The sequence below is a fragment of the Treponema sp. TIM-1 genome, assembly GCF_046533115.1.
Classification (GTDB): domain Bacteria; phylum Spirochaetota; class Spirochaetia; order Treponematales; family Breznakiellaceae; genus JAIRMO01.
Window position 1 is genome coordinate 21,436 of the sequence record NZ_JAJQRC010000007.1, and the last position, 13,581, is coordinate 35,016.

The following is a 13,581-nucleotide window of genomic DNA, read 5'->3' on the forward strand; positions in this document are numbered from 1 at the left end:
TTGGCGTTTTCACCGATAGTTCTTTCCTGTTTTCCCACGAACAAAGAAGAGAATTCAGGTATATATTCCAGAATATCGAAGCAAAAGTTCGTGATGTTCGTGTCGTTCGTGGTTAATCCTCTTCTTCCTGCGTAACATGAATTATATAGAAGAAAATCATATAATTCCGATCACTTCGCTATAGTTTTTTAGCAGGGTCCCGTCTTCACAGTGGATGAAGTTCCGGTTTGCCTCGATCCGGGAAGGCAGCTTGGCGATAAAAATCGAGGCGACCTTGAGCTTCCGCCCGCTGTGGGCCCCGTCCCGGAGGAGGAGATACGCTAGGATGAGGTCTGTGGCCATTTCCACGAGCCGGTGGGAATGGTAGGTCAAAAACTGTTCATGGCCCCTATAGGCCTTGGCGTAGTCCAGGGTCTCGTCAAAGAGTTTCCGGGCGGCGCGGATCTTTTCAAGCAGATCCGGGGCATAGGAATAATCGGCCCGGTCGTATTCGTCCAGGATTCCCTGGGCAATGCCGGAGGTTACGGGCCCGATGGCGGCGACGATCTGAAGCTGGGTGGTACCTTCGTAGATGTTGGTAATCCGGGCGTCCCGGTAGTGGCGTTCCGCGTTGAATTCCCGCATATACCCGGTACCGCCGTGGATTTGAATGGCGTCGTAGGCCACCTTGTTGGCCATTTCCGTGGCATAGGCCTTGACCATGGGGGTAAAAAACCCGGCAAGTTTGGCGTATTTCTTTTTTTCTTCGATTATTTCACCTTTTTCCTCGGGGTGTTTTTCCGAATAGTCCTCCAAGGTCTCCTTAAGGTCCACAAACCGGGCGGTTTCGTAGAGGAGGGTCCTACCCGCCTCAATAGCCACCTTCATCTCGGTAAGCAGCTCGAATACCGGGGGAAGGGCCCGGATCGGGGCGCCGAACTGGACCCGTTTGGCCGCGTAGCGGTCCGCCTCCCGGTAGGCCGCCTCGGCGATGCCCACTGCCTGGGCGGCGATGCCCAGCCGGGCGTTGTTCATGAGCCACAGGGTGTACTTGGTGAGCCCCCGCTGGCGTTCCCCCACCAACTGGGCCGGGGCGTGGTTGAACTGAAGCTCGCAGGTGGGGGAACCGTGGATCCCCAGCTTGTGCTCCAGGCGGCGGATGATCATCCTATCGTCCCGCCGGTAGAGGAAGAAGGAGAGTCCCCGGGCGCCCCGGGCACTCTTGGTTCCCCCCTGGTCCTCGCTCCGGGCCAGGACCAGGCCGATGGTACCGCAGCCGTTGGTGATAAAGCGCTTGACCCCGGTGAGGTACCATTGCCCGTCCTCCCCGGGCACCGCCTTGAGGTTTACCGCCTGGAGATCGCTCCCCGCGTCGGGTTCGGTGAGGATCATGGAGGAACCCCATTCCCCGGAACAGAGCCGGGGGAGGACCGCCTGCTTCTGCTCCTCCGAGGCGAATTTGTTGATGGTGAGGGCGATGTCCTGCTGGAGACCGAAGTTGAGGAAGGAGGCATCCGCCCGGGCGATGATTTCCGCGGCCGCGCTGAGGATGGTGGTGGGCATATTAAGGCCGCCGTATTGCCGGGGGATACAAAAGCCCATGAGGTCCGCCTGGGCGAACATCGCCTGAGCCTTTTGGGTGGCCGGGTTGAGGGTTACCTGGTTATTTGCCAGGGTGGGCCCCTCCTCGTCCACCTGGGGGGCCGCGGGGGCGATAAACTCCCCGCAGATCTCCCCGATGATCGAGAGGACCAGCCCATAGGATTCCCGGGCATCCCTTTCGTCCCGGGGGGCGTGGGGATAGCGATCCGCTTCCCGGAAGCCCTCCTCCTTAAGCCGGATGATCCGGTCCAGGTCCAAATGTTCCAGATGAAATAAAATATCTTCGTTATCTTTTAAAAAGTTTTCCACGATTGTTTCCTTTTATGGGGCGCCTTATACTCTGGCCTTGTAGGCCTTGATCATCCGGGGGATTACCGCGCCCAGATCCCCCACAATACCGTACTGGGCAATGCTGAAAATGGGCGCCTCGGGATCGGTGTTGATGGCGATGATCCGGGCGGATCCGTCCATCCCCGCCCGGTGCTGGATGGCCCCGGAGATGCCGCAGGCGATGTACAGCTTGGGCCGCACCGTGGTACCGGTCTGGCCCACCTGGTGTTCCTTGCCGATGAGCCCCGCGTCCACCGCGGCCCGGGAGGCCCCTACTTCAGCCCCCAGGACCTCGGCCAGGTCCCGGATGAGGGAGAAATTGTCCCGGGTCCCCACCCCCATGCCCCCGGAAACGATGATAGCAGCCCCCTTGAGGTTGACGGTTTTTTCTTCCAGGACCCGCTCCAGGATCTCCGTGGGAAAGTCCCCCTCCCCCAGGGGAGAGGGAAGGCGGACAATCTCCGCTTTTCGGGTAGGATCCGCCGGATTCATCCGCATGACCCCCTCCCGGACCGTGGCCATCTGGGGCTTGTGTTCGGGGCAGACGATGGTGGCGATGATGTTCCCCCCAAAGGCGGGCCGGATCTGGTACAGGATATTCCGGTACTCCACCTCTTTCTGGACATGGTCCCCGATTTTAAGGTCCGTACAATCCGCGGTAAGCCCCACCCTGAGCTTGGAAGCCACCCGGGGGGCCAGGTCCCGGCCGCCGGTAGTAGCCCCGTAGAGGACGATCTGGGGTTTATAGTCCTTGATGACCCGGATCATCAGCTTGCTATAGGGGATGGGGGTATAGTGCCGGAGTTTGGCGTCTTCCACCAGGTAGACCCGGTCGGCCCCCAGACCGGCGATCCGGGGAACCTCGCAGGCGACCTTTTCGCCGAAGAGGGCGGCGCTTACGGAAACCCCCAACTGGTCCGCCAATTCCCGGGCCTTGGAGACCAGCTCCAGGCTTACTTCGGCTATGTTCCCGGCGTCCTGTTGAATATATACCATTACACTGTTTTCTGCACTCATTAATTTCTCCTGCCCCTATCCCAGGGTATGATCCGCGATGAGATCGTGGACCAGCGCGGTAATCCCCCCCTCGCCGGGGTCGATATAGCGGATTTCCCCGGCGGTCAGGACCACGGAGGTGATGTTTTTGACCTTGGTGGGGGAACCTGCGAGGCCGCACTGTTCCGGAGCCGCCTTGATGGCGGGGATATCCCACAGGGCCATCACGGAATCGTCCTGAGGCCCGGCCAGGGGGCTTACCCTTTTGTAGGCCATGGTTCTTTTAGCCGACGGGGGCCGGGGGGCTTCCCCTTCGGCAGTAAAGGTAAGCAACACCGGAAAGCCGGTCCTGACCCGTTCCCATCCCCCCTCCACGGAACGGCGGGCGGTGATGGTCCTTTTTTGGATTTCCACTTCCTCTATCCGGGATATGTTGGTGATCTGATTCAGCCCCAGTTTTTCCGCGGTTTGAGGTCCCACCTGGGCGGTATCCCCGTCTATGGCCTGCCTGCCGGAAAAGACCAGATCCCAGGCCCCCAGCTTTTCTATGGCGCATTTAAGGGCGTAGGATGTGGCCAGGGTATCTGCCCCGGCAAAGCCCCGGTCGGAGACCAGGGCGGTAAAGTCCGCCCCCCGGTAGAGGCACTCCTTGAGGATGGCCGCGGCCGCCGGGGGCCCCATGGTGATCACCTTTACCGTGGTTCCGGGAAACCGGTCCTTGAGCCCCAGGGCCGCCTCCAACGCGTAAAGGTCGTCGGGGTTAAAAATCGCCGGCAGGGCGGCCCGGTTTACGGTACCGTCCTCCTTCATGGCATCCCCGGTGATGTTTTGGGTGTCCGGTACTTGTTTCACCAGGACGATCAAATTCAAACCCATTAATTTCTCCTAAATATCCAGCATAACACCAAATTCAAGATAGTTCAAGGGTTATTTAGACATTTATTTAAAATTTGTCATTTTTCACCGCTCCATGGGGACTCATTTTTTAGTCTTTGCCATCTCCGCTTTTAAGGTATAATAGGAAGTGTTGTTTATCACCCGGCCGAAGGTATCCGGATCCCGGACCCAATATTCGCCGTTTTTCACCCCTCCCTGGGAAATCCGGGGGCCCAATGCGGGAATATAGGTGCCGTAATTGGCCACCACGGTCCCGATATGACCGTGATAATTATTATCTCCGGTATCCAGGTATCCCGGATTAATATAGGAGGCGGCTACCAAATAACCCATATTGCCCACCACCTGGGCCGTTAAGCCGGAGTTAAGCCGGTAGTAGTTCTCGTCCAGAAATAAGCCGATTTCATTGGCAATACCGGCATCCCGCAAGGCCTTGGTGAGATCATTTTCGCCAAACACGGCCTCGACGGTGTCCATAAACACAAAATTACAGTAGGTTTCCCCGTTTACGTTGGGTTGATATGCTTCTTTACGACTCATCTGATTGGCGGTATCTTTTATAGTATGGGCCTGTGAAGGATCTCCGCCCCTAAAAAACAGCGACTCCGGCAGATGGAACATGCCGAATTTCTTTAACAGACTATTACTGATGACGACCCCTTCGTTGGCTATGGCTATGGCGGTTGTCCCTTTCCACATCCACAGATCCCGGTTTTCCGGATCCGTGGGATCCACGGTATGGGTGAGCCCGGCCTTCAGCATCATATCCTGGATCGCGGTAATATTCTCTTTGGTGGGTTCCAGGTCTAAAATACGCAGTAATCCGGTCTCGATCCCCGAGGAGCCGATGGTTTTTCCCGGTCCCTCTTTTACCGGTTCCACTGTTTTGGTTCCGTCGTAATTTATATACAGCCCGTCCACGTCCCGTAAATACCCGCTGCCGTCGTATTTTAGGCCGCCGGTGCCGGTGAGCTGCCAAAAATCTCGGCCGGTATCGTAGGCGCCCAGGGCGGCTTCGATTATGGAATAGTCCCCTTGGTTGAGGGCATACTGGTACCAGAGGGCTTCCTCCCATAGGGCGGCGCTGAGGCTGTCCGTACCGTAGGTCTCCATAAGCTCCATGGCGGCGCCGATATGGCCCGCCACCGCGGCATTCCGCTCGACAATCTGTCCGTAAACGCCGTCATCCCTGCCGTTGCGGTATGCCTCGTGGCTGAAAACAACATTCAAGCCGAATCCGCTGCCGTCCTCCAAAGCATCCCTGCCCAGGAAAACGGTTTTTATTCCCGTATAGTCATCGTATATACTTTCGGTTCCTTCGGCATAGGGGTTCTCCACATACCGGGTCATCCCCTCCAGAACCGCTTCGAATTCGGCCCGGGTAATGGCATCCCCCGAATATAAGGTCCTCAGCTGACTTGCGTACTGCCGGGCGCTTTCTTCGTCCGAGGCCAGAATTTGGGCGTTTACCTTCCAGGCCTCAAGCCCCCGGAGGGCGCCTGCCATGGTCCCCGCGCTCATGTCCACGCCGTCGGTTCCGAAACCCAGGGAAACCCCGTCGCGGCCCAGGTGCAGTTCCAATAAGCCGGAATCTACCCTTCCGGCGGTCAGCAGATCCAGGTTAAACAGGTTTACGGCATAGTCCCCGGTAAAAGCGTAGTTTACCCCCTGTCCCATAAGTCCCCCCCCAAGGGAAGAAAGGGTTGCCCCGTCGGTCTGGAGTTTGCCGTAAAAACCGTCCAGGCCCAAGTTCATCACCCCGGTGGTAAAACTGCCGGTCATACCGCTTAACGCCCCTATGGAGGCGCCCTTTATGCTGTCGGTAAATATATCCCGGGAGAATCCAAAACCGTCCTGGGAATTGTAGGTGACGGCCCCCAAGGCGCTGGTTACGGTGCCGGTGGTTATGGATTGGAGCCCGGTTAATGCCGTCTGGGTTATCACCTTGGAAAGCCCCGTAAGGTTTTGCGTTACCATGCCGGAGATACCGCTCTGCAGAAAGCCTGAAGAAGCGGCGCCGGCCGCGGCGCCGATGCCGTTAAACATGCCGCCTATGAGGGAACCTGCCCCGGTTATGGCGGTCTTTTTCCCAAACTCAACGCCCACTTCATCCCAGTTTTTAAACCCTCCCGATGCATCCATGGCGCTAAACATCAAATCATCGGATAAATTCATCGCGATATTAAGCGCTACCCCCAGGGCGAACCCGGCTCCGCCGCTGAAGGCCCCCGCCACCGCTCCTACCACGGTGGAGACCACGGCGGCTACCACCTGATTGCCGATATCCACCACGCTTCTGATAGTCGGCGCCTGAAACTTGCTGTCCCGGGAATCCCAAAGGGGTTTTTCCCATAAGGCGGAATTCATCGCGTTTATCCCGTTGCTTTCCTGTATTGACCAGTAGATATAAAGCCGCAATAATTTTCCCAGCTGCCCGGTTCCGCCATCCGAAAAAAGTTCATCCACGCCCATATCGGCATCGACCTCCGGTTTTAGGGTCGGTCCTTCGCCGATATGTTGGGTAAATAGACCTGAGTCCTCTTCTTCGGTACCGAATATTTTTTCGGCTATCCCCTGGACCTCCGTATACATGTTGTCTATCAATGCCTGTACGGCCAAAGCGTCTAAATCTTTTATTCGATCTTCGCTTAAATCGACGGACAATTTTATCGGATCCATTTTATAAAATTCATACCCTTCCACCGTGGCTGTTTCGGTTATCACCGGGTCGAAAAGCGTAGAATGGACAACCGCTTCTTTGGTATAGTACCTGCCGTTTTTTCTCCATTGTCCTTCGAGGATAAAGACATCATCCATGGTTTCATCAAATTCTTCATTAGCCTCGGCAACGTTTTTTGTCAGGCCCTCCAATACTTCCTTTACTATCAACTGAACCGCGGCGGCCACCCGTTTGGCCTCCCGGGCCGCCAGTTCCTCATGGGCCTCCTTTGCCAGGGCAAGGGCCGCGGCCTGGATGGTTCCGGAATTCCAGGTAGTAAGCCCGCCCAGCCCCCGGCGCACTTGACCGGTGATGGTTCCGGTTATACCCTTTGCCGCGGTAAAGGCCGTTTCCATATGCATAATTCCCGCGGCCTGCAGTAATTTCCCCAGGGTGTTTTCCGCTTCTTCGGTACCCGGGGACAGGGTCATCCCCGATAGATCGCGGGTATCCATTCTGCGGCTCATCATTTCCGCTTCGGAACCAACCATGGCCAACAGGGCTCCGGCGGCGGCACTATTGGCCGCTTCGGTTGCCATCGTTACCCACCGGGCCTTGTCTTCGAGCCCGGCCAGATATGCGGCGATCCAGGCTTGGTCGATGGCTTGGTATTCTTCATTAAATTTTTTTGCCCACCTGGTATAGGATGCCTGCATTTCCGTGGTCCCCGCGTTCCAATCGGCCCTTCCCCGCTCAAGGATAAGACTTGACGCTTCTAGCCATGCCCGGTATTTCTCTTCGATATCATAACGCTGCATATCCCATTCCAGTTCTCTTGCCGTCAGTTCGGCATTATACCGTGCCGTATACGCCCGTTTTATCAGTTCGGTTAATTCATCGGCCAGTCCCATATATTCGGTTTTATACTCGGAGCCGTTTTCCGTCACTCCCGTTAAATTCTGTACAATGGTTTGTTCCAGGTTTTCCAAATGGTTTTTTCGGGCCGGCGCCGTATTCCCATAAGCGGCTGCAGCGGCTTTATTCAACGTAGTAAGGTCCGCTTTTCCTTCGACAAAAGCGGCAAACACCTCACGGTAGGCGGTTTCATTTTTCACCCTGGCCTGCTCGTCTTCGATCCAGGCCTGCTCAAAATTTCTTTTATCATCCTCTTTTTTGTTTTTACTCCACCGGATTAGTTCTTTTAGGGCCGTAAGGGTATCGCGATAAGAACCGGGGGTATCTTCTTCCATTTGGGACCAGTATTTCTTCAGCTTTTGTATTTCATCGGCGTCGATCCCTCCGGCCGTTTGTAGGGCCCTTTCTATGCTGTTCCATCCGATGGTTCCGTTCCCCGTTCCCGTACCCTTGAGCCGCGCCAGTCTGTTGCAGGAATTCATATATATTTCTAAGGAAGTGTTTAAAGATTCGGTGGTGGTTTCCAAGCCGGTCCGGGCTTTTTCAACCGTTTCATTTATCTGCTGATACGTAGGAAGCAGGTGATTCCTGGTAGTGTTTAGTCTTGCAAGACCGGCCCGGTAAAAATGTCTCACCACCGGAAGCTTCAAGAAACCCTTGACCCTTGACCGCTCACGGTTTAACACGTTATTTATATGGGCATATTCGGCTTGCGCCGATATGGCGGAAAATCCCTTGGAATCCCGGCCCCCGTCGCCGAGGAGGGTTAAGATGGTGTAAAATTCGAGATCCGCTTTTTCTTCACCGCTTAGCAGGTCCCAGGCATTTTTTTGAGCCGGCGTCAGACTCTGGTACCGGTATGACAAGGCAACCTGGTAAACCGGGGAATCCTTATATATCCCGCCGGCCGATATGGACATGTTCCCTAAATTCTCGCCTTTGTTCAAGGCCTTAGCGGGACTATACCAGTCCGCCATAAGCTCAATTTCCGTATTATTACCGATTAATTGCTGCAAGAGGTAATCCCGGGCCAATCCCCATTGGGCGTATTTAGCCGCATTGGTGGTTACTTCGTACCGGATCATGTTTTGGCTTAACTGCCGCAGAGCCGCCTCAAAGGGGGAAACCTTGTTTACCTCAAGACCGGCAGTTTCCGCCGGGGTAAAAAATTTTTTTAATTCCGCGGCCTGCCTGCCGCTCATCGTTTGAATAAGGAAGGAACTATCATAGGAGAAAGAAAGTTGACCGTTTTTTATTTGTATCACATCCTGCAATTGCCAAAGGCTTTTATCACCCGGCGCCTGATAGTCCGAGGGATAATTTATGGAACCGCCCAACTCGTTAAGATACCGATTATAGTTATCATAATAGGCGCTGTTGGTCCGCATTTCTTCGGCTATGGATTCTTCCAGTAAGCCCAGGGTTTTCATGGACAAGAGCATCCGCTGAAAACTTTCTTTATAGTTATGGTATAATGTTTCGTATTCGCTGTCCGCATAGGGCCTTCTCTCATCCTCCTCATATAGACCGACCAGGGCGGTCAGGGCTACCAGGGCCCGTTCATACCGGCTGTTACTATAGGAGAGATCCTCATAAGGGTTTTTATAATCCGCCGTAATTTCGCCGGTAGTGGGGGCATTATCCAGATAAGCGGTGCTTGCCCATCTCCTGATCGCGTCCTGGGTTTCATAGGCGGTTCGGGTTTCCTCCAGATCCCCATAATCTTTTTTAACCGCCTTATAAACCTCGTCATATACCGCTCCGGCATCAGCAAAATCCGACGCGGCATTTCCATATGTGGCAGCCGCGAGGTCGTAGGTATCCTGCAGGTTCACTATTTCATCGGATATTTTTTTTATCTCCGCTTTAATTCCGGCGCTGTTTTGTTTTGCTGCGGTATAGCCCTTCCCGAGCTGTTCAATTTCTTTTTCCAGCAAAGCCGCATGGATAAAGTTTTTTTGAAATTCGCCGGATTCCAGCAGGTAATTGTCATAAAACACATAATCGACAGCCTTCAGTAAGGTTTCGTCCCATTCCAGCAGGGGATCGTCCCGGTATTTTTTTATCCCGGCCTTTATGGCTTCATGGTCCGGCAATGCTCCGGCATTCATAAAGAGCCGGAAGGCATAATTAAGCCGGTGGGTATCCTGGGATGCCTTTTCATAGGCGTCCGCCAGAATACCTTCCCGCCAGTTTTTGGCGGCCTTTATTCCGCTATAGGTCCCTTCGGGATCTCCGGAAATACCCGGCACTACCGCCTCGTTACCGTCCCGGTTATTATACTCCTCCAAAAATCCGGCGCTTACATACTGCCGCCAATGACTTCGTCCCTCCCCTTCGGCATCCCCTATCCTTTGGTTTAGGTCCTCATAGGCCGTTACCAGGGCATATTCAAAATTCAAGCCTTCCTGGCGGTCGGAAAGGATATTAAAAATAAGGGGGAGTTCCCGGATGATTAGTTCGTAATAATCATCACTACCCTGCATCTCGTCAGCAAGCGGCTGTGCCCCCAATAAGCGTATCGCCTCATCCACGGCTTTCTGCCGTATCCCCGCTTCGGCATAGCCATGGTGTACTAAGCATGCGGCGGTCAAGGCGTCCCGCAGGGCGGTCCCCTCTTCACGGGGTCCGGCGCCATATTGTTTGGCCAGATCCCGGCCTATCCTTTTGACCAGTTCATCTTCAAGGGCCGTTTTATTGGTATAGGTAAATAGATCCGGCGGCAGCTGCAAGGCGGCGTTTAAAAACCGGGCGCTTCCCGGATCGCTATATGCCAGGGCGTCGGCCAGGAGCTGCGCCGCCTGGGATTGGGCCATAACGATTTCCAGTTCATTCTTTATTGCCCCGCTGGAACCGGGGAGACTTCTGTTGGTATAAATTACTTTGGCCGCTATATAGGTAATCAGGGAGGCCTGCCAGGTTTGTACCTCGGTTTTGATCCACTGGGGCAGGGCGTCAAGCTGTCCGTTCATACGGGATAAAAAGGCCGAAAGATTCTGGGTTACGGGCCCGGCCCTCCCCAGGAGGGCTTCTCCCATGGACTTCATACCGGGAAGATTGCCGTCATGTAGGGTGAGCCCGTAGGATTTAAACAGTTCCTCCATTTCCCGCAGGCCCCGAAGCCCCGCTTCCCGTACCACCGGCGCGGCCCGGGGACCGGCGGTTTGATAAACCGTTAATAAGCCCTGGCTGCGGGCAGCCGCGGTCATTTCAGCTTCCAAAAGGCCGTATCCTATGGCCCGCCCTGATTGGGTAACAAAACAGGAACCGCCGTTTAGAAACCATGGGATAAGCTCCTTTGACCGGGCGGCGTTTTCCAGGACCCCATAATAATCGGCGAAACTACTACCCTCGACAGAATCAAGAAGAAGCCCCAGCTCCGTAAGGGTTTCAAAAATTTCCGCGGCATCCGCTGGATTGACCATACAAAAGCTTGCCAGCAGTTTAGCCCGGTCCCCTTCCCCGCCTGCTCCTAAAAAGCAGGACAACCCTTCCAACTCCAGGGCAAGGCGGGCCCGTAACAAAGCCCGGGTATCCTTTTCAACATCACGGGTAAGACAGGCTTCAAGCCCCAGATCGGAAAAAAGCGCCTGGTCCGCGGCGTCCGGTTCATGGCCCTGGGTGGTAAAATACCAGTCCATCGTTGAATTACCGACCAAAAGATCCAAGCCGTGCAGCCTGGTTTCTACCTCGACCTGGGCCTGGGCTTTGGCCGTTTTGGTCATGGCGCTGATCAATTTATTATAGTGCCCTTGGATTTCTTCCGGATCCGCGGCAACGGCAAGTTTTTCCTCTTTTTCCAATAACAGATCGTGAATAATGGCATAAAAGGGATCATCCTCCTCAAGGCCGAATTTCTCAATATGCTCCGGTATGATGTGGTATTCTTCAAACACCGTGATATTGGAAGCCCGGTTCGTCAGGGCGGAGAGGGATTTTCCAATTTCCTCGCCCCCCAGGATAAGCTGCTTTACCATTTGGCCGGTAGTTTCAAGTTCCTGGGCAAATCCAAGTTCATAGCCCCGTTCAAGATAACGGATGTATGCCGCGCCGTCCCCTTCGGTAGTTAATAGGTTATACTTCCCCAGGAGTTCTTTATATTTTGCTGCCAGATCCTGCAGGATAAAATCATTCCGCCCGGACACATAGGCGGACATGATGATCGAATAGGCCTGATTTTTTTCTTCCAGTTTGCTTTCCGCTTCCCGCAGCGTCGCTGCCGCGTTGTTCAGGGCTGCTTGGGCCTCCTTTACCCCGGTCCCCGCGGTGCTCAACCGGGAGAGGGTTGTTTCATACCGAACGAGGGCATCATCATAGGATTGTTTTGCCTGCTCCCAGGCTTTAATGCCCTCACTATCGGTCATCCGGCCGGCGCTTAATTCTTCCGCATAGGAAACCACCGCCTGGGCGATGGCCCTTCGTTTTTCCCAATAAGCGGCCACCGCCTTTGCCCGGATAAGTTCTATCTGATATTCGTCCAGGTTAAAATCTTCGCTTACCGCGCCTTCGGCCAGGATATCCGTGAGGGACCCGGCGCCCATGACCATATTGAAATCATTAATCAGGGCGTCCCGGGCGGTTTTAGCCTTATCGATATAGGAATCATAGAGGGTGGACCAATTTTTTAGTTCCAGGGCTGTTTTAAAGGAAGCGCCCAGATCTATTCCCCTGCTTTCCAACTGTTCAATGGCTTCCTGTTCCTGGGACGTATTCGTTTTTCCCGCGATAATGTTTTTTATCAACAAACTCATCCGGTCTTCGGTTCCATACCGTTCCTCATAGGAGCCGAGCACCCTTTGCCAGTGGTTGATAAGTTCCGCGGATATCCATGCGGAAAATCCCCCTCCCGCCAGGGAGGGGGCGTCTTTTTTATCGTATTGATCGAGCCAGAACTTGATGTTCTCCTGGGCGCCGGCCACCACGGAACCGCAGGTGATATAGGTATCCACCCAGGCCCGGGCCCGTTCGGCGCCGGCTTCGGATCTGAGCAGCAGATCCTGTTCAAATTCCGCCCGGGCCCCGGCAATTGCAGCTTCCAGGTTCTCCGACGCCCGCCTAAAAACCGCCTCACCGGACTCAAAAAGGGTGCGCGCCTTTGCCTCCCAATTCCGTCTTTCCTGTTCAAATTGGGTAAAGGCGTTACTCCAGGCTTCTTCCCCTTCTAAATAATGTTGTCCCGCTTCCTGTTCCCATTCTATGCGGCGTATAAAAAAGCGTTCTTCCGCGTCCGCCCATGCCTTAAGCCCCTGCTCAAATTGCTCCCGATAGGCCGCAAGCCATTCGGAGCCGGCCAGGGCCAGATCGCCGCCGCCGGTTTCGGCCGCCTCTATCCTGGTTTCCAGGGCGGCTATCCCCTGGACACAGCGGGTTTCGGTCTCCTCGATTATTTGGGCGGTAATCATGGCCGCCGCTTCTTCTTCACTTTTCCGCCGCAAGCTCCACACATCCCCGGTCCGTTGGGCAACAAAAAGCCGTTCCTCCCGGGCAACCAGGGCTTCAAATTCCTTTTGCCTCCCCGATATTGCTTTAACCGTGATGTCCCGAAGTTTCTCCTCAAAGGCTTCCCGGTTTTCTTCGCCGACATAGCCCAGGAGTTCCGGAAACAGGGAGGTCAGATAGGTCTCATAGCGGAGGGTCCCGGCATTGATAATTTCTTCCGCGTTTTTCCGCCATTGTTTCTGATCCCCTTCCACATATGCACCGGCTTCATCGGGACGTATCACCAGGGGATCGCCGGTTTCCTCATCGTAACGGACCTTTCCGTTTTCATCCAAATGGTATACCAGGGATAAATTGGTTTGCCGGATCTCCCGGGCCGTCCCGGCCAGCTGTGCCGTCAGCCCGGCGCCGAAAAAACGCCGGAGGAGCCATTCGGTAAAGCGTTTTTCCAACTCCGCCTCGCTCCAGGCCGCGATGGTTTTCCCCGCCTCCTCAAGCAAAACCCTATCCCCATAGAGTTCTGTCGCGGCCAATTCCCAGGCAGTTCTGGCCATAGCCAGCCCTTGCCGGGCTTCGGCCATCCACCGCTCGGGGGTGATTTCCCGGTCGGCTCTGCGGAAATGATAGTCAAATGCCCCGGAGTCAAAACCCGGAATATCCGGCTTTGTTTCTCCGAAAGCGCCGTTGATACAAAAAAGCAGGATCCCCGCCAGGGGGATGATCCTTTTGAGAGAAAAACGAAAATATCCTATGGTCATTTTTGG

Annotated in this window: 4 protein-coding genes; all 4 read right to left on the reverse strand. The window is 54.9% G+C overall.

All coding sequences use genetic code 11. The features are described 5' to 3' along the window. Positions 1–156: 156 nt before the first annotated feature. The 4 genes from LQZ21_RS04920 to LQZ21_RS04935 all read right to left on the reverse strand — a co-directional run bounded on the left by LQZ21_RS04920 (position 157) and on the right by LQZ21_RS04935 (position 13,575). Positions 157–1,890 carry an acyl-CoA dehydrogenase family protein gene (locus LQZ21_RS04920; RefSeq protein WP_411043082.1) on the reverse strand — a complete coding sequence of 578 codons (1,734 nt, stop codon included), beginning with the start codon at positions 1,888–1,890 and terminating at the stop codon, positions 157–159. A 24-nt stretch (positions 1,891–1,914) separates the two neighbouring features. Next, positions 1,915–2,928 carry an electron transfer flavoprotein subunit alpha/FixB family protein gene (locus LQZ21_RS04925; protein WP_411043083.1) on the reverse strand — a complete coding sequence of 338 codons (1,014 nt, stop codon included), beginning with the start codon at positions 2,926–2,928 and terminating at the stop codon, positions 1,915–1,917. Positions 2,929–2,943: 15 nt separating this feature from the next. Further along, on the reverse strand, positions 2,944–3,783 hold the full coding sequence (locus LQZ21_RS04930) for an electron transfer flavoprotein subunit beta/FixA family protein (protein ID WP_411043085.1): 840 nt from the start codon (positions 3,781–3,783) through the stop codon (positions 2,944–2,946). A 102-nt stretch (positions 3,784–3,885) separates the two neighbouring features. Next, positions 3,886–13,575: a hypothetical protein gene (locus LQZ21_RS04935; RefSeq protein ID WP_411043086.1), complete on the reverse strand. Its 9,690-nt coding sequence runs from the start codon at positions 13,573–13,575 to the stop codon at positions 3,886–3,888. Positions 13,576–13,581: the final 6 nt, after the last annotated feature.

Coding starts and splice junctions, on each gene's coding strand:
- LQZ21_RS04925 (WP_411043083.1), bottom strand. CDS start 2,928: ATGAGTGCAGAAAACAGTGTAATGGTATATATTCAACAGGACGCCGGG.
- LQZ21_RS04930 (WP_411043085.1), bottom strand. CDS start 3,783: ATGGGTTTGAATTTGATCGTCCTGGTGAAACAAGTACCGGACACCCAA.
- LQZ21_RS04935 (WP_411043086.1), bottom strand. CDS start 13,575: ATGACCATAGGATATTTTCGTTTTTCTCTCAAAAGGATCATCCCCCTG.